This window comes from Hydrogenophaga palleronii NBRC 102513, assembly GCF_001571225.1.
GTDB classification, from domain to species: domain Bacteria; phylum Pseudomonadota; class Gammaproteobacteria; order Burkholderiales; family Burkholderiaceae_C; genus Hydrogenophaga; species Hydrogenophaga palleronii.
The window spans coordinates 43,230-59,824 of sequence record NZ_BCTJ01000016.1; the positions used below are offsets into that span (position 1 = coordinate 43,230).

Here is a 16,595-nt window from a genome sequence, read left to right on the forward strand (position 1 = left end):
GCGGTGGTCAGCCCGCGTAGCGCTGGCGCAGCTCGCGCTTGAGCAGCTTGCCGCTGGGGTTCTTGGGCAGGCTGTCGGTGAACACCACCCGCTTGGGTGCCTTGAACGTGGCCATATGCTGGTTGCAGTGCGCCAGCACCTCGGCCTCCGTGAGTTGCTGGCCGGACTTGACCACGATCACCGCGGTCACCGCCTCGACCCACTTCGGGTCGGGCAAGCCGATCACCGCCACCTCGCTCACGGCGGCTAGGCGGTACACCATTTCCTCCACCTCGCGGCTGGCCACGTTTTCGCCACCGGTTTTGATCATGTCCTTCTTGCGGTCGACCACGGTGATGAAGCCTTCTTCGTCGATCACTGCCAGGTCACCGCTGTGGAACCAGTCGCCTTCAAAGGCGGCGCGCGTGCGCTCGGGGTCGTTGAAGTAGCCCAACATCAGATGGGGCGAGCGGTGCACGATTTCGCCGATCTCGCCCACGGCCACGTCGCGCATGTCGTCGGTCACCACCCGGGTCTCTACGTTGAGCACGGCCTTGCCGCAAGAGCCGGGTTTGCGCAATTGATCGTCCGGGCCGAGCATGGTGGCCAAGGGCGCAATCTCGGTCTGACCATACAGGTTCCACAGTCGCACAGCGGGCAATCGCGCCGCGAGTTCCTTGAGCACCTCCACCGGCATGATGGACGCGCCGTAGTAACCCTTGGACAGGCTGCGCAGCCGTGCCGCGTCGAATGCGGGGGAGCGCAACAGGGCGATCCACACGGTGGGTGGCGCGAAAAAGCTGGTGATGCCGTACTTCTCGATCAGCGCAATCAGGTGGTCCGGCACCGGCTTGGACGTGATCACGTTGCTGCTGCCGATGTAGATGGCCGGGCCGAAGAACACGTCGAGCTGCGCGCAGTGGTAGAGCGGCAGCGCGTGCAGGGTCTGGTCGTCCTCGGCGACTTCTGCATTGAGCACGCAGCTCACGTACTGCCACAGCACCGCGTCGTGCGTGAGCATGGCGCCCTTGGGCGTGGATTCGGTGCCGCTGGTGTAGACGATCTGCGCCAGGTCAAAGCTTCCCAGTGTCACGTCGGGCAATGCATCGGTGCAGGCAGCGAGTTCGTCGAAGCGGTGCATGCCGGCCACCGGCTCGCTCGGGTCTTCCGAGGGCAGCCAGATGGTCTGGGCGACTTGCGTGTCCAGCGCTGCTGCTGCGCGTGCCAGCTCGGCCAGGCCGCTGTCGGTCGCCAGGGTGCGGGCGCCTGCATGGCGCAGGATGTAGGCCACCTCATCGGCCTTGAGCATGAAGTTGATCGGTACCAGCACCGCGCCCAGGCGCGCCAGGGCAAAGCGCAGGGCCGCGAAACCATGGGAGTTGCGTGCCAGCACGGCGACCTTGTCGCCCTGGCCCACGCCGATGCGCACCAAGCCCGCGGCGAGCCGGCTCACCAGCGCGTTGAACTCGGCGTAGGTCCAATGCGTGTCGCCACAGACGATGGCCGATTTGTTCGGCAGGCGCAGTGCAGTCCGGTGCAGTGCATCGGCGATGGTCTGGCGGCGCACCACCGGGTGAATGGAAGCGGGCATGTCGGGTCTCCTCTTGGCAGATGGGCTGGACACCATTCTGGCGCTGGGCTTGCCAAAGCGCTGTCACCTGGGGCGTACGGGCAGACCGCGTTGGGCCGGATCCCAGGACTATCATCGACGCATGAACCCGGTGCAAGCCACACACGACACGTTGGGCCGTTGGGCCCGGGGCCTGCGGGCGAACTGGAACGCCTGGTGGCACACCCTGTTCGTCGGCGCACAGATCCTGGTGCTGGCGCTCTCGCCCACCAGTTACCGCGCCGGCACGCACCGCGAGGCCGTGCTCAACAGCCTGTACCGCGCCACCGCGCCATTGCTCACCTGGTTCCTCGTGCTGTCGGCGCTGGTGAGCCTGGTGCTGATCCGCATCGTGGTCGCCACCGCCACCAGCTACGGCCTCTCGCAGTACGCGCTCGAGGTGCTGGTGCGCACTCTGGTGCTTGAACTCATTCCTCTTTACGTCGCCATGTTCGTGGCCGTGCGTTACGCCATGCCCGGCGCGCAGGAGGTGCGCAAGCACCTGGCGCTGCAACAGCGAGAAGGCAGCCTGCCGGAGCGGCAGGGCCTGCTGGTGAACGAGCTGCTGCCGCGCGCCCTGGGCAGCATGTTTTCGGTGACCTTGCTCGCGGCGCTGAGCTCGGTGGTGGCGCTGGTGCTGACCTACCTCGCGGTGTACGGCTTTTCGCCCTGGGGCTTGCCGGGCTACACCCGCGCCGTGGGCAGCGTGTTCACGCCCGCCGTCACCTTGATCTTTGGTCTGAAGACGCTGTTCTTCAGCCTCGCCGTGGCGGTGGTGCCGCTGGCCGCCGCCGCACAGCCCGATCGCCTGGGCCGCTACAGCCGGCGCAGCGACATGAGCGAGTTCGCGCGCCTGTTCTCGGTCGTCCTGATCATCGAGGTGGTGTCGCTGGTCGGCAACTATTACTGACACACACAATGAACCCCACGCCCACCAACCCGCCACCACCACCGCCCGACACACCGCCGGTGAAGAACCTGGAGTTCAAGGCCGGCCTGCTGCTGATGCTGATGGCCGTGCTGGTGCTCGGCTCGGCCGCCTACATCCTCTACGCGCGTGGCGTGCTGGAGCCCACGCAGCGGCTGGTGCTGATCTCGGACGACTCCGAAGGCGTGGTGGTGGGCCTGGACATGACCTTTGCCGGTTTTGCCATCGGCCGCGTGGCGCGCATCGAGCTGGCCGACGATGGCAACGCGCGCATCCTGGTCGACGTGCCGCGCAAAGACGCCAAGTGGCTGCGCACCTCCAGCATCTTCACCATGGAGCGCGGCCTGGTCGGCGGCACGCGCATCCGCGCCTACAGCGGCGTGCTGGAAGACCCGCCGCTGCCCGACGGTGCCGAGCGCACCGTGTTGCGCGGCGACACCGCCGCCGAAATCCCGAAGCTGGCCGCCAGCATGCGCGAGGTGCTCGACAACCTGGCCGCGCTCACCAAGGCCGACGGCGCTGTGGCCGGCACGCTCGGCGGCGTGCAGGTGACGGCCGAGCGCCTCAAGGGCCCGCACGGCGGCCTGGGCGTTTTGATGGGCAACGACGCCGATGCGAAAAAACTGGTGCTCACCATCGAGCGCACCAATGCGCTGCTGCAGCGCGCCGACGCCCTGGCCACGCGGCTGGACAGCCTGGCCGCCAACGCCGACCGCCAGGTGTTCGGCCAGGGCGCGGGCCCGGGGCAGGGCGGCCTGGTGGGTGATGCGCGGGTGTCGGTGCAGCAGCTCAACGGCCTGCTGGCCGAGGCGCGCAACAGCCTGCAGAAGGTGGACGCGGTGCTGGTCGAGGTGCAGGGCATTGCCGGCAACACCCGCGAGGCCACGGGCGACCTGGGTGATCTGCGCGGCGAGGTGGAGTCCAGCCTGCGCAAGGTCGACAGCATGATCAACGACATCAACCGCAAGTGGCCTTTTGCCCGCGACACGGAGATCAAACTACCGTGAACACCATCACCCCCGCGCCGCTCCCTTCGGTCCCGTCACCCCCTCAAGGGGGCGATGCCTGCGGCCCGGCAAAGCCGGTTCCGCGGCATCTCTGGAAGGGTATTGCCTCGTTCGTTGCCGCTCTGACGCTGGTGGCCTGCGCCAGCAAGCCCCCCGCGCCCGAGTGGCAGATGAACGCCAGGGGCGGTGCCGAGCGCGCGACCGAAGCCTGGCTGCGGGGCGACTCGGCCATCGAAGCGGCCGAGTTCGCCCGCGTGCGGCGCGAACTCGGCAGCACCGGCCGGGCCGACCTGCTGGCGCGCGCCGAGCTGCTGCGTTGCGCCACACGCGTCGCGTCGCTGGTGTTTGAGCCCTGCACCGGGTTCGAAGCGCTGGCGCAGGACGCGGCCCCGGCCGAACTGGCCTACGCGCGTTACCTCGCAGGCACGGCGCAGCCCGCCGACGCAGCACTGCTGCCCGAGGCGCAGCGCGCCTTGCTGGGCGGCAGCGGCGCACCCGAAGCGGCGCTGGCCGGCCTGCAAGACCCGTTGTCGAAACTGGTGGCGGCCGGTGTGCTGCTGCGCAGCGATCGCGCCACACCGGCGGTGCTGCAGCAGGCGGTGGACACCGCGTCGGCCCAGGGCTGGCGCCGGCCGCTGGCGGCCTGGCTCACCCTGCAGCGGCAGCGTGCGCAGGCGGCGGGGGCCACGGACGAGGCTGCGCGCCTGCAGCGGCGCATTGACCTGGTGCTGGGTCCGGCGCGCTGAGGCCTGCGCGCGGGGTATTTCTTTTCGGTCTGCAGATGGCCGAGGTGTGGCTCGGGGCCCGGCCTCAGGGAATCTTGCCCAGCACGCCGAGTGCAAACGGCAGGCTCACCATGCCCAGCACGGTGGACAGCGTGACCAGCCCGGCCACATACGGGCCGTTGTAGCCCATGCGCGCGGCCAGCACATAACAGCTCGACGCGGTGGGCACGGCCGAGAAGGTGAGCAGCACCAGGGTCTGGGTCGGGTCGAGCCGGAACAGGCGGGCCAGGCCGAAGGCGATGACGGGCACCACCGCGTGCCTGAGCGCGAGCACCACCACCGCCAGCGTCTTGGCCGTGGCCATGGAGCCGAACTGCATGCCGGCGCCGGCCGCCATCAGGCCCAGTGCCAGCGAGGCCTGGCCGATGCGGTTGACCGTGGGCTCCAGCCAGTACGGGATGCCGAAGCCCAGCAGGTTGGCCACCAGGCCGGAGGCGGTGGCGACGATCAGCGGGTTGCGCACCAGCTCGCGCATGAAGCCGCGGTTGGCGTGCCGCGCCATCGGCCAGACCGCGCCGATGTTGAAGATCGGCACGCACACGCCGATGATCACCGCCACCATCAGCAGGCCTTGCGGGCCGGCCACGCGGTCGGCCAGGGCCAGCAGGATGAAGGAGTTGAAGCGGAATGCCACCTGGGCGCTGGCCGCGTGCAGGCGCAGGTCGATGCGCTTGCCCAGCCAGGGCCAGTGCGGCACCGAGTAGGCCAGCGCGATGGCGCATGCCGCCAGCGACACCGCCGCGCCGACCAGGCTGGAGGCGGCCGAGAGGTCCAGCGGGCTCTTCACGATGGAGTGAAACAGCAGCACCGGGAACAGGAAGTAATACACCAGGCTCTCCACCTGTTCCCACACCCGGCGGTTGAGGGCCGTGAAGCGGCAGACCAGGTAGCCGCAGAGGATGAGGGAGAAGTCCGGGAAGAGCAGTTGGGCGAAATTCACGCCCAGAGCATAGCCTGCACTGCCGGCCGTTTTCGGGTTAATACGTATGTGATCACCCCATGTTCACACCGGCCAGGGCACGCTACAGTGCTTTCTCGGATGGGGTGGGCTGCCTCGAATCGGGCGCGTTGCTCCACAGCGGCGATCCTTTGTTGGCCCACTGCAAAGTCACCTGTGTTTTCTCACCCAAGGAGTACTTTTCATGGTTTCTCGTCGTCAGATGGTTGCGATCGGCCTGGCCACCGCCTCGGTGGTTGTGGGCAGCACCGCCTGGGCCCAGGCTTACCCCAACAAAGTGATTCGTTTGCAGGTTCCGTTCGCACCGGGCGGCACGACCGACATCATTGCGCGCGTCATGTCCGAGCCGCTCGCCAAGTCCCTGGGGCAAAGCGTGGTGGTCGAGAACAAGGCCGGTGGCGGCGGCGTGGTGGGTGCGACCGAACTCGCACGCACCCCGCCCGACGGCTATGTGATCGGTGTGGCCACGGTGTCCACCACCGCTGCCAACCCGGCGATCAACCCGAAGATTGCGTACAACACGCTCACCGACTTCACGCCCATCACCAACATCGCGGCCACGCCCAACGTGATCGCGGTGCACCCGAGCTTCCCCGCCAAAGACCTCAAGGCCTTCATCGCCGAACTCAAGAAGAGCCCCGGCAAGTACAGCTACGCCAGCTCGGGCACCGGCGGCATCGGCCACCTGCAGACCGAATTGTTCAAGAACCTGACCAACACCTTCATCACCCACATTCCCTACCGTGGTGCGGGCCCGGCGCTGAACGACACCATTGGCGGCCAGGTGCCGATCATTTTTGACAACCTGCCTTCGGCACTGCCGCACATCAAGGCCGGCCGCCTGGTGGCGCTGGCCGTGGCCGCGCCGCAGCGCCTGGCCGTGCTGCCCGATGTGCCCACCTTCAAGGAAATGGGCCTGGAGCCGGTGAACCGCATGGCGTACTACGGCCTCATCGGTCCCAAGGGCCTGCCGCAGGACGTGGTGGACAAGGTCTACAACGCGTCCAAGCAGGCGCTGGCTGACCCGGCGGTGCGCAAGCGCATCGAAGACACGGGCTCGCTGATCGTCGGCAACTCGCCGTCGGAGTTCACGGCGCAGATCAAGGCCGAGTTCGACGTCTACAAGGACGTGGTCGCCAAGCAGAAACTCTCGCTCGACTGATGAATCCGAAGTCCCTGGCGGAGGCCAGTGAGGGCCTCGCCGGGGCCTTCGTCGACAGTCTCTGGCTCGAAGAAGGCCTCTCGCGCAACACGCTCGACGCCTACCGGCGCGACCTCGTGCTGCTCGGCCAGTGGCTGGCCGAACACGGCAAGACGCTGCCCGAAACCCGCGAGGCCGACCTCAACGCGTATTTCAGCGAACGCCACGCCAGCACGCGCGCCACCACCGCCAACCGGCGGCTCACGGTGTTCAAGCGCTACTTCCGCTGGGCGCTGCGCGAACGTTTCATCACCGTCGATCCCACCTTGCGGCTCTCGCCGGCGCGCCAGCCCTTGCGCGTGCCCAAGACCATGAGCGAAGCGCAGGTGGAAGCGCTGCTCAATGCGCCCGACGTGGGCACGCCGCTCGGTTTGCGCGACCGCTGTATGCTGGAACTCATCTACGCCAGCGGCCTGCGGGTGAGCGAGCTGGTGACGCTCAAGACCTGGCACGTCGGCATGAACGAACACGTGCTGCGCATCACCGGCAAGGGCAACAAGGAGCGGCTGGTGCCGTTCGGCCAGCTGGCCGGGCAATGGCTGCAGCGTTACATGGGGCAGGCTCGGGTTGAGATCCTCAACGGCCTGCAGAGCGAAGACCTGTTCGTCACCTCACGTGGCTCGCGCGCCGGTGAGGCCATGACACGCGCGATGTTCTGGCAACTGGTGAAGAAGTACGCGGTGCAGGCCGGCATCACCTCGCCGCTGTCGCCGCACACGCTGCGCCATGCGTTCGCCACGCATTTGCTGAACCATGGCGCCGACCTGCGCGCGGTGCAGATGCTGCTCGGCCACGCCGACATCTCCACCACCACCATCTACACGCACGTGGCGCGCGAGCGCCTCAAGACCATCGTCGCGCAGCACCACCCGCGCGGCTGAGGTGGCGGGGCAAGGTCAGAACGGTTTGGGCACCAGGCCGACCACCAGGCCGGTGGCGGTGATGGTGATCTCGCCCGGTTGCATGCCCATGGCGTCCACCGCGCGCAGGTCTTGTGCGCTCAGCTCGTGCAGCACGACCTCGCGCAGCGACTGATCGGCCAGCCGCGGGGCATAGGCGTTGAGCATCTCGCTCACGCGTGGCTGCAGCGTGGGAAAGGCCAGCCGCGCCAGCCGCAGTTGGTGGGCGCGCAGCGTGCGGTCGCTGGGCTCGTAACGCAGGCCGAAATCCACATCGAAACTGCCCTGGTGGGCGCGGTTGAGCGCCGGGCCGGCGGCCACCACCGCCATCTCGGCGCGCAGGCGGTTCTGTTCGGGCAGCAGTTGCAGGCGCGGGGTTTGCAGCTCCAGATCGAGCAGGCCCTGCACCGGGTAGCGGCGTGGAAAGCGCGTGCCCACTCCTTGCTGCATCTGCGCCAGCGACACCTTGTAGCCGGGTGGGCCATCGGCCCGGTCTTCGGTGTCGAGATCGGCCGCGCGGGCCGGCAGGGTGCCGCCCAGCATGAGGGGCAGGCCGGGCAGGAGGGCGGGAAGGGAGAGGAGGAGGGATCTGCGTCGCATGATGGCCTTTGGAGGGCATTGTGCGGCGCAGGTTCTGGGCAAGTGGTCTCTATTTGTAGAAGGCTTCGACCTTGCCCTTGAGCTGGATCAGCAGCGGGTTGCCCTTGCGGTCCAGCGTCTTGCCCGAGGGCACTTTCACCCAGCCCTGGCTGATGCAGTATTCGGAGACGTCAAAGCGCTCCTTGCCGTTGAAACGGATGCCGATGTCGTGTTCGAACACGGCGGCCACGTGGTGCAGGCTGCGCGGGTCGATCGAGAGGTGGTCGGGCAGCTCGGGGCGGCCGGGGGAGGGGGACGTTTGGGTTTCTTCGCTCATGGCGGGGATTGTCCGTCAGTTCGGTGGGTGGTTTTGTGAAGCGCTCAGCCGCCCAGGCCGGCGAACACGTTCTGCACGTCTTCGTTGGCGTCGAGTGCGGCCAGGAAAGCCTCCACCTCCTCCAGCTGCTCGGCGCTTAGGCTGTCGGGGGCAATGGGGTTCTTGGGCTTGTAGCCGAGCTTGGACGAGAGCACGGTGAAACCCTGGGCGGGCAGGGCGCGGCTGACCAGATCGAGGTCGGTCGGGTCGGTCAGGAACACGGTCACGCCGTCTTCGTCGGCGGGGTGAAAGTCCTGCGCACCGGCTTCGATGGCGGCCACTTCGGCGTCGGCGTCCTTGCGGGCCGCTTCGGCTTCGATCAGGCCGACGTGGTCAAAGTCCCAGGACACCGAGCCCGAGGTGCCGAGCTGGCCCTTGCGGAACAGCACGCGCATGTCGGAGGCGGCGCGGTTCACGTTGTCGGTCAGGCACTCGACCATCACCGGCACACGGTGCGGCGCAAAACCTTCGTAGATCACGTGGTCGAAGTGCACCGTTTCGCCGGTCAGCCCGGCGCCTTTCTTGATGGCGCGGTCCAGTGTGTCCTTGGGCATGGAGACCTTGCGCGCCTGCTCCACCACCAGCCGCAGGCGGGCATTGGCCGCCGGGTCGGCGCCGTGGCGCGCGGCGATCATGATGTCCTTCGCGAGTTTGCCGAACAGCCGGCCCTTGGCATTGGCGGCGAGGTCTTTGTGCTTGGCTTTCCACTGTGCGCCCATGGGCTGCTCCTGATGTGTGACGGTTCGGGGCCATGAGTTTAGTGCCCGCCGGGCAGCTTGCCGAGCGCCCGCCAACCGAATTAGCATGGCCGTCCGGATCCAAAGACACGAAGGGAGCATCCATGGAAACGCAGGAAATTCACCGCGGCCGCCTGATCGATCATGTGCAGTTGGTCGTTCGCGATCTGGCCGCCAGCCAGACCTTTTACACCGCCGTGCTGCAGGCCCTGCAGGTGCCGATGGGCGGTGCCGAGGCAGACTACTTCTGGGCCGACGAATTGTTTGTCACCGGCCTGGACAGCGCCGCCGCCACCGGACACCTTACCGGCCGCCACCACCTGGCCTTCCAGGCCGAAAACCGCGCAATGGTGGATGCCTTCCACGCCGCCGCCCTGGCCGCCGGCGGCAAGGACAACGGCGCGCCGGGCGAGCGCAGTTACCACCCGGGTTATTACGCCGCTTTCGTCATCGACCCCGACGGCAACAACATCGAGGCCGTGTACCACGGCGAGGCGAAGCGCAGTGCGCGGTCGGTGACGGTGACGTTCTAGGCCGCCACCCGTTCAACCAGCCGCTGGCCCAGGCCACCGTCGCCGCTGAGGGTGATCAGCAGCTTGTGCGTGGCGCGTGTGGCCGCCACGTAGAGCACGCGCGCGGCTTCGGTTTCGTCTTCGCCGGCGCCGGGCATGTGGCCGGCGCCGGGCAGGGCGACCACCGGAAACTCCAGGCCCTTGCTGACCTTCATGGTCATGATCTGGATCACATCGGCACCGGGTGTGAATGTCCCTGCCTTCTTGTGCACCGCGTGCGGCAACCTGCGCTGTTCGAGCGCGTCGGCGCAGAGGTCCATCGTGCTCCAGTCGCGGCACAGGATGGCCATGTCGCCCCAGGCATGGCCTTGCTGGTGGGCCGCGCGAAGGTGGTCGGCGATGGTGAAGGCTTCGTCGCGCAGGCTGGGCAGGCGGATGACCATGGGCGCTTCACCGTCGCGGCCACAGCTCACCGGTTTGACCAGCGGCACGCCGTCGTCGTCCTTGTCGTCGGCGGTCAGCAGATCGGCCGCGATCAGGCTCGCGGTCTGCAGGATCTGCCGCGTATTGCGGTAGTTGATCTTCAAGATGGTGGTGCGGCCCTGCGCCTGCACGCCCACGCTCTTGAAGCTGAAGTGTTTGCCGCGCGCCCGTTCGTAGATGCTTTGCGCATCGTCGTAAAGCAGCAGCAGGCTGTTGGTGGCCGGGTCCACCATCTGCGTCACCAGCTTGAGCCACTCGGGCGCGAAGTCGTGGCCTTCGTCGATCAGCACCGCCTGGTACTGGCCGCCGGGGATGTGCGAACGCTCCACGCCGCGGATCACGTTGTCCACCATCTCGTCGAACATCCCCGGGCCCTGCGAAGGGATGGGCTGCCCGAAGGCCACCAACTGCTGGCGGCACCATTTGTGGAAGTTGCGCACATGCACCGCGTGCGACAGGCCCTTGGCCTCCATCACGCTGGCCAGTTGCGCGGCCAGCGGCACGTTGAAGCACCGCACCAGAATGGGTTTGCTGGTGGGTGTGTGGGCCTTGGCGAGGTGTTCGGCGCGGTAGCCGAGGATCATGGTCTTGCCCGAGCCCGCCACGCCGTGGATCACACGGTGGCCGTCGCCCAGCGAGCGCGCAAGCTGTTCCTGCTGCAGGTCCATCACGCGCATGATGCCGGGCAACTCTGCCTCGGCATCGTTGTCGTCGAAGATGCTGCCTTGCACAGGCACGCGCACCTGCGGAAACAGGATCCAGCGCACACGATCAACCTGCGGCAACGTCATCGCGCCACCAAAGCTGTGCGGGAACATGTTCCACAGCCGCTGCTGGAAGGCCTCCGGGTCGGCCGACTCTTCCATCTCGTCCTTGCAGATCACGTAGTGGGGCTCGATGGCCTCGTGCAGGCCGGCTGCTTCGAACTGCTTGCGCGTGATCCGCGTGAACACCACCCCATGCCCCCATGGAAACGCGAGCTTGCCCTGGTGCGGGCCACCGGGCTGCACCAGTTGCGGATCACGCTCCAGGGCGTTGACGACCTGGATCGCGCAATGCCTCGCCTGCGCCAGCGGGTTGATCAGCACCTTGGGTGAGCCGTTGGACAAAATGGTCCAGTACTGCCGGGTGGCTTCCTTGACCGTGTCCAGATGCCAGTCCTTGGTCTCCAGGATCAACAAGCCACGCCGCGGGTGCAGCACCACAAAGTCGGGGTGGGTCTGTTTGGGGCCGATGGGCACGTTGTGCCACAGCAGGTAGTCGGCATCGAGCTTTTGCTCAAGCCGCTCGGCGAGCCGGCGTTCGCCGGTGGAGTCGAACGAGGTGCTGCCGATCGATGGAATGAGGGTTGCCATGGGCGGGTCACGAACACGCGGTTGGAAATCAAAGGCACATCATGCAGAGGAACGTGCTTGCTACAACCCTGTGAGCGTGACTTATTGCCGCATGGCCGGATGGATCAACCCGGCGGTCGCTTTGGCCGTTCGAAGCGGTAGAACAGATTGGGCTCGGACAGCACGTAGATCGCGCCATCGGGGCCCACCGCCAGGCCTTCGGGTTGCGGCACCTTGCGCCGCAGGCCATGCAGGCCGCGCCACAAAGGCATCACGCTGACGGGCTGGCCGTCGGGTGCGTACTCGGCGATCAGCGCCGACTCGTCGCTCAGCAACAGCAGGTGGCCGGTCGGGTCGTGCAGGGTGAGCGAAGAGAGGTCGCTCATGAACAGCGAGGCCGAGCGCGAAGACTGCCATTCGCTGATGTCGATGTTGAAACCGCGCGATTCGTTGAACACGTCGAGCCCGCTGATCACCAGCACGCGCAGCGGCAGTTTTTCCTTCACCACGTACAGGCGGTCGTGCCGGCTGTCCCAGGACACGCCTTCAAAGCTGCTGTTGTGCACAGTGTCGATGCCCAGGCCCAGGCTGGAGGAGCCTTGAACCGAGGCGCGCGTGGCATCGGCACCGATCTTCACCCAGTACATGGTGTGGCTCGACTCGTCGGACACCACGTAGGTGTCGCCCTGCACATGGGTGATGCCCTCCGGGTCCTTTACGCCGTTGAGCGCGATGACGCGCAGCAGCTGGCCGTCGGGTGTGAGTTCGGCAACCTGCGGTGGCCGGTTGATCACGGTGAACAGTGTGCCGGTCTCGGTGTTGAAGGTGAGGCCGGAGGCGTTGCGGCTCAGGCCCTGCACCGGCAGCGCTTCCACCGTCACGCGGTAGTCGGGCAGCCAGAGCGATTTGCCCTGCCACTGCGCGGCGCGCAGGCTGGTGCTGGCCCAGTAGTAACCCAGGGTGAGCACCTTGAAGTACCAGACGAAGAGCACAGCCAGGGTGATGAGGGTCACCCAGACCCAGCGCTTGCGCAGCAGGTGCATGGCGCTCACTCAGTCTTCCAGCACCCGCACCTTCACGCTCTTGCCCTTGATGCGGCCGGCGTTGAGCCGGCTTGCCACCTGTTGGGCGATGTCGCGGTCCACCGCAACGTAGGTGGACCATTCGTTGACGTTGATCTTGCCCACCTGCTCGCGCGTGTAGCCGAGGTCGGCGGTGAGCGCGCCCAGCACGTCGCCGGGGCGGATCTTTTCCTTGCGGCCGCCCTGGATGTGCAGCGTGGCCATGGGTGGCACCAGGGGCTCGCGGCTGGCCGGTTGCAATTCGTTCAGCGGATGCCACGCCGATTCGCGGCCCTGCAGGTGTTCGATCTTGCCGACGCTGCCCATCTCGTCCAGGCTGGCGAGGTTGAGCGCCAGGCCGGTTTCGCCGGCGCGGCCGGTGCGGCCGATGCGGTGGATGTGCACCTCGGGGTCGGGCGTCACGTCCACGTTGATCACGGCGGCGAGGCTGGCAATGTCCAGGCCCCGCGCGGCCACGTCGGTGGCCACCAGCACCGAGCAACTGCGGTTGGAAAACCGCACCAGCACCTGGTCGCGCTCACGTTGTTCGAGTTCGCCGAACAGCGCCAGCGCGCTGATGCCTTGCGCCTGCAGCACCGCCACGAGGTCGCGGCATTGCGCCTTGGTGTTGCAGAAGGCCAGCGTGCTCGCCGGGCGGAAGTGGGCGAGCAACTTGCTCACGGTGTCGAGCCGTTCGTTCTCGCTCACCTCGTACCAGCGCTGCTCGATCTGCGCGCCGGCGTGCTGCGCTTCCACCTTGATGGTGACCGGCTCACGCATGAACTGCGCGCTGAGCTTGGCGATGCCCTCGGGGTAGGTGGCGGAGAACAGCAGGGTCTGGCGTGCCTTCGGGCACTGGCGGGCGACGGTGACGATGTCGTCGAAGAAGCCCATGTTCAGCATGCGGTCGGCTTCGTCCAGCACCAGGGTGTTGAGCGCGTCCAGCTGCAGGCTGCCACGTTCCAGGTGGTCCATGATGCGGCCCGGTGTGCCCACCACGATGTGCGCGCCGTGCTCCAGCGTGGCGAGCTGGCCGCGCAGTGGCACGCCACCACACAGCGTGACGACCTTGATGTTGTCTTCGGCGCGCGCGAGGCGGCGGATTTCGGTGGTCACCTGGTCGGCCAGTTCGCGCGTGGGGCACAGCACCAGCGTCTGCACCGCAAAACGGCGCGGGTTCAGGTTGGCCAGCAGGGCCAGGGCAAAGGCGGCGGTCTTGCCGCTGCCTGTCTTGGCCTGGGCAATGATGTCCTTGCCGAGCAAGGCGGGGGGCAGGGCGGCGGCCTGGATCGCCGTCATGGCGGTGTAGCCCAGCTGCTCCAGGTTGGCCAGGGTGGCGGGCGAAAGGGGCAGGGTGCTGAAGGCGGTCGAGGGTGCGGAAGTCATCCCGAATTATCCGGGATCGACCACGGCGGCCTCGATCACGCGCTTCGGCGCTCAATCGTCACCCACTCGCGCCCGTAGAATCCGCCGCACACGCCTGTCTGTCGGGCACCGGCAGGGGAGGCCGCAGATGTTTTCGGAGCAACAAGAACGGCCGGGCCACGAGGCGATGCACACTGGCGCCACAGCCAGTGCGGCGCGGCCGCTGCGCGCCATGGTGCTCGGCGCCAGCGGCTTCATCGGCCACCACGTGGTGCAGGCCCTGCTGGCCGACGGCGCGCAGGTGCTGGGCGTGCGCCGCCCGCATGGCGCAGCAGGCACGGCGCCTGCACCCGCCACGCTGGCGAACGCCGACCACGATCGGCTGCGCTGGCGCTTCCTGCCCTTGCACACGGTGCTGGAGCCTGCCGCCTGGCAGGCGCAGCTGGAGGAGGTGGACGTGGTCATCAACTGCGTCGGCATCCTGCGCCAGCGCAGCGGCGAGAGTTACGAGCAGGTGCACCACGCCATGCCGCGCGCACTGGCCACCGCCTGCGCTGCCGCGGGCGTGCGGCTCATCCACACCTCGGCCCTGGGCCTGCACGAAGGCGCGAAGAGCCGCTTCCTGTCGAGCAAGCTGCGCGGCGAGCAGGCCATCCAGGCCAGCGGGGCCGACCACTGCATCGTGCGCCCCTCGTTGATCGATGGCCTGGGCGGTTTTGGTGCCAGCTGGCTGCGCATGCTGGCGGGCTGGCCGGTGCACTTCGTGCCGCGCGGCGCCACCGGCCGCATTGCCGCACTGCAGGCCAGCGACCTCGGCCAGGCCTATGCCGTGCTCGCCAGAATGCCCACCCTCTCCGGCCAGCGCGAAGCCAACCTGGGCGGTGAGCGCCTGTTTGCCTACCGTGAATACCTGCAGCTGCTGCGCGGTGTGGAGCACACCGAACAACCGGTGGCACCGGCACTGCAGGTGCAGCTGCCCGACTGGATGAGCCGCACCGGCGCGCACCTGTGCGACCTGTTCCGCTTCAGCCCCTTCAGCTACGGCCACTGGATCCTGCTGCAGCGCGACAACATGCCGCTGCCGAACGCGCTGCCGCCGCTGCTGGGGCGCGCGCCGCTGCCGGTGACTCATCGGCGGGTGGCGTTGCGGGATGACTTCCGGTTGTCTTGAGTGGGTGGCGTGGTTGTTGTTGCGCGGTTCGCTGGATTGGCTGAATGGAGCAGGGCCTTGAGAGCTGCTTTGGGCCCAAAGCGGTATGCGACGAAGATGCTACGAGCTGCCACACAATTCACCACATGCAAGACCCATTTCCGCTACCCCCGCCCGACGCGCCTCCAGAAACGATCACGCTGATTGAGCCCATTGGTTGGTTCTCCATCGGCCTCACCGTTACAGCTGACGATTTGATACCTGAGGAAATCTCGCGTGTCTTTGGGGTAGAGCCGACGAGAAGCCGGACCAAAGGAGTTCCCGTGCTGGATGCCGACTGGCCGCCATTGGTGAAGCTACCCGACCACGGAAGCTGGAAACTTCAAATTAAGAAGCATCAAACCGATGAATGGGATGTAGGTTCGGCAGTGGAAGAGCTTCTTGCTATGTTGCCAAAGGACCTAGAGGTATGGCGGCCAGTTTTCGAGAAATGTAGTTTAAGGCTGTCGATAGGGCTGGACTTAACAGGTTGGAATGGTGATTTCACCTTGCAACCAGAGCTCCTCCGCTTCCTTGGCGAGCGACAGATTTCTGTGTGGTTTGACGTGTACTGTGATGCCGCCAGGGAGAACGATTGAATGCCGCTCTTGGCCGATCGCGGTCATTCTAGACATTGGCGTAAGCCGGCCGCGCCACGGTCTGGCTACGCAATTGGCATCTTGCCGTGCTGCGCCGCCATCAGATAGCCCCGAGCCGGCGCAGCCCGATCAGGACTGCAGCAACGCATCCAGCTCCGCCTGGCTGAACCCCGCCGCCAGCCGAGCCGAGTCGTTGAACGGTGGCTTCAGGCGTGGCGCCGAGTGTGCACGCGCCAGCCGGCGGTAGTGGCTCAGCGGCTCGATGCTTTGCTGCGCACACAACCAGCCATACCAGCGGTTGCCCACTGCCACGTGGCCGATCTCGTCGCGCAGGATCACGTCCAGAATCTCCACCGCGCGCAGCGCCGCCGGTGTGCCAACCTTGCGCAGGCGTGCCTGCATCGGTGGTGTGGCGTCCAGGCCGCGGGCTTCCATGGTGCGCGGCACCAGGGCCATGCGGGCGGTGATGTCCTCTTGCGTGCGCACACACATCTCCCACAGGCTGCCGTGCGCCGCGAAGTCGCCGTAGTGGTGGCCCAGGCTTTCCAGGTGGGTGCGCAGCAGTTCGAAGTGGATGGCTTCTTCGTGTGCCACGTGCAGCCAGTCGCTGTAGAAGTCGGCCGGCATGTCGGGGAAACGCCAGACCGCGTCCAACGCCAGGTTGATGGCGTTGAACTCGATGTGGGTCACCGCGTGCAGCAGCATCGCCAGGCCGGGCGGCGTGAAGGGCGAGCGCTGCGGCACGTCCACCGGTGCAAGCAGTTCGGGCCGCGCGGGGCGGCCGGGCAGGGTGGTGTTCGGGGGCGGCTGCAGGCGCTCTGCGGTGTCCAGCGTGGTTTCGCCGGCCGACCAGGCGGCCCACAGCGCCTGTGTGGCCGCCACCTTGCGGGCCGGATCGCTCTCGCACAGGGCGGCCAGGGCGCTGGCGCGCAGGGACGGGGGCGACAGGGTGACGGTGGCTTGCATCCCTACAATTCTAGGTTTCATCAAAGAC

General features: G+C 67.1%; 17 protein-coding genes. 8 read left to right on the forward strand and 9 right to left on the reverse strand.

The window, feature by feature from the left end:
- Nucleotides 1–7 precede the first annotated feature (7 nt).
- A complete protein-coding gene (locus HPA01S_RS12785) occupies nucleotides 8–1,570 on the reverse strand; it encodes an acyl-CoA synthetase (protein ID WP_066270530.1) in 1,563 nt (520 codons plus the stop codon).
- Between the two features lie 121 nt (nucleotides 1,571–1,691).
- Here HPA01S_RS12785 and HPA01S_RS12790 point away from each other — a divergent pair, with 121 nt between their 5' ends.
- The 3 genes from HPA01S_RS12790 to HPA01S_RS12800 all read left to right on the forward strand — a co-directional run bounded on the left by HPA01S_RS12790 (nucleotide 1,692) and on the right by HPA01S_RS12800 (nucleotide 4,269).
- The gene (locus tag HPA01S_RS12790; protein ID WP_066270532.1) at nucleotides 1,692–2,498 is read left to right on the forward strand and encodes an ABC transporter permease; all 807 of its coding nucleotides are present in this window, start codon (nucleotides 1,692–1,694) and stop codon (nucleotides 2,496–2,498) included.
- Nucleotides 2,499–2,506: 8 nt separating this feature from the next.
- A complete protein-coding gene (locus tag HPA01S_RS12795; protein WP_066270534.1) occupies nucleotides 2,507–3,523 on the forward strand; it encodes an MlaD family protein in 1,017 nt (338 codons plus the stop codon).
- A 170-nt stretch (nucleotides 3,524–3,693) separates the two neighbouring features.
- Complete coding sequence (locus HPA01S_RS12800; RefSeq protein WP_245638642.1) at nucleotides 3,694–4,269, forward strand: hypothetical protein; 576 nt, start codon at nucleotides 3,694–3,696, stop codon at nucleotides 4,267–4,269.
- Nucleotides 4,270–4,333: 64 nt separating this feature from the next.
- On the opposite strand, the gene HPA01S_RS12805 is transcribed toward HPA01S_RS12800, so the two are convergent.
- Complete coding sequence (locus HPA01S_RS12805; RefSeq protein ID WP_066270536.1) at nucleotides 4,334–5,248, reverse strand: AEC family transporter; 915 nt, start codon at nucleotides 5,246–5,248, stop codon at nucleotides 4,334–4,336.
- A gap of 220 nt (nucleotides 5,249–5,468) precedes the next feature.
- Here HPA01S_RS12805 and HPA01S_RS12810 point away from each other — a divergent pair, with 220 nt between their 5' ends.
- A complete protein-coding gene (locus HPA01S_RS12810) occupies nucleotides 5,469–6,428 on the forward strand; it encodes a tripartite tricarboxylate transporter substrate binding protein BugE (RefSeq protein ID WP_157085007.1) in 960 nt (319 codons plus the stop codon).
- Nucleotides 6,428–7,348, forward strand: coding sequence for a site-specific tyrosine recombinase XerD (xerD, locus tag HPA01S_RS12815; RefSeq protein WP_066270538.1), 921 nt, complete (start codon nucleotides 6,428–6,430; stop codon nucleotides 7,346–7,348). The genes HPA01S_RS12810 and xerD overlap by 1 nt, the downstream gene beginning before the upstream one ends.
- A 15-nt stretch (nucleotides 7,349–7,363) precedes the next feature.
- Here the strand turns inward: xerD and HPA01S_RS12820 are convergent, their stop codons facing one another.
- From HPA01S_RS12820 to HPA01S_RS12830, 3 genes are read right to left on the reverse strand one after another with little or no spacing between them, the layout of a single operon-like run.
- On the reverse strand, nucleotides 7,364–7,966 hold the full coding sequence (locus HPA01S_RS12820) for a hypothetical protein (protein WP_066270539.1): 603 nt from the start codon (nucleotides 7,964–7,966) through the stop codon (nucleotides 7,364–7,366).
- A gap of 49 nt (nucleotides 7,967–8,015) precedes the next feature.
- Nucleotides 8,016–8,282: a DUF3297 family protein gene (locus HPA01S_RS12825; RefSeq protein WP_066270542.1), complete on the reverse strand. Its 267-nt coding sequence runs from the start codon at nucleotides 8,280–8,282 to the stop codon at nucleotides 8,016–8,018.
- A gap of 44 nt (nucleotides 8,283–8,326) precedes the next feature.
- Nucleotides 8,327–9,040, reverse strand: a complete 714-nt coding sequence (locus tag HPA01S_RS12830) for a YebC/PmpR family DNA-binding transcriptional regulator (protein ID WP_066270547.1) — start codon at nucleotides 9,038–9,040, stop codon at nucleotides 8,327–8,329.
- A 122-nt stretch (nucleotides 9,041–9,162) separates the two neighbouring features.
- On the opposite strand from HPA01S_RS12830, the gene HPA01S_RS12835 reads away from it, so the two are divergent.
- Nucleotides 9,163–9,591 (forward strand): VOC family protein, encoded by a 429-nt coding sequence (locus HPA01S_RS12835; protein ID WP_066270549.1) that lies wholly within the window; start codon nucleotides 9,163–9,165, stop codon nucleotides 9,589–9,591.
- Here the strand turns inward: HPA01S_RS12835 and HPA01S_RS12840 are convergent.
- From HPA01S_RS12840 to dbpA, 3 genes are all read right to left on the reverse strand, one after another.
- On the reverse strand, nucleotides 9,588–11,408 hold the full coding sequence (locus HPA01S_RS12840; RefSeq protein WP_066270550.1) for a DEAD/DEAH box helicase: 1,821 nt from the start codon (nucleotides 11,406–11,408) through the stop codon (nucleotides 9,588–9,590). The two genes, HPA01S_RS12835 and HPA01S_RS12840, sit on opposite strands and share 4 nt — an antisense overlap.
- A 104-nt stretch (nucleotides 11,409–11,512) precedes the next feature.
- Entirely contained in the window at nucleotides 11,513–12,430 is a 918-nt protein-coding gene (locus HPA01S_RS12845) for an SdiA-regulated domain-containing protein (protein ID WP_245638647.1), read from the reverse strand.
- 9 nt (nucleotides 12,431–12,439) lie between these two features.
- Complete coding sequence (gene dbpA / locus HPA01S_RS12850) at nucleotides 12,440–13,834, reverse strand: ATP-dependent RNA helicase DbpA (RefSeq protein WP_066270556.1); 1,395 nt, start codon at nucleotides 13,832–13,834, stop codon at nucleotides 12,440–12,442.
- Between the two features lie 127 nt (nucleotides 13,835–13,961).
- On the opposite strand from dbpA, the gene HPA01S_RS12855 reads away from it, so the two are divergent.
- Both HPA01S_RS12855 and HPA01S_RS22730 read left to right on the forward strand, forming a co-directional pair.
- Nucleotides 13,962–14,984, forward strand: a complete 1,023-nt coding sequence (locus tag HPA01S_RS12855; protein ID WP_084360660.1) for an NAD-dependent epimerase/dehydratase family protein — start codon at nucleotides 13,962–13,964, stop codon at nucleotides 14,982–14,984.
- A 125-nt stretch (nucleotides 14,985–15,109) separates the two neighbouring features.
- Nucleotides 15,110–15,601 (forward strand): DUF4279 domain-containing protein, encoded by a 492-nt coding sequence (locus HPA01S_RS22730; RefSeq protein ID WP_169801530.1) that lies wholly within the window; start codon nucleotides 15,110–15,112, stop codon nucleotides 15,599–15,601.
- 129 nt (nucleotides 15,602–15,730) lie between these two features.
- Here the strand turns inward: HPA01S_RS22730 and HPA01S_RS12860 are convergent, their stop codons facing one another.
- Nucleotides 15,731–16,567 carry a ferritin-like domain-containing protein gene (locus tag HPA01S_RS12860; RefSeq protein ID WP_066270560.1) on the reverse strand — a complete coding sequence of 279 codons (837 nt, stop codon included), beginning with the start codon at nucleotides 16,565–16,567 and terminating at the stop codon, nucleotides 15,731–15,733.
- Nucleotides 16,568–16,595: the final 28 nt, after the last annotated feature.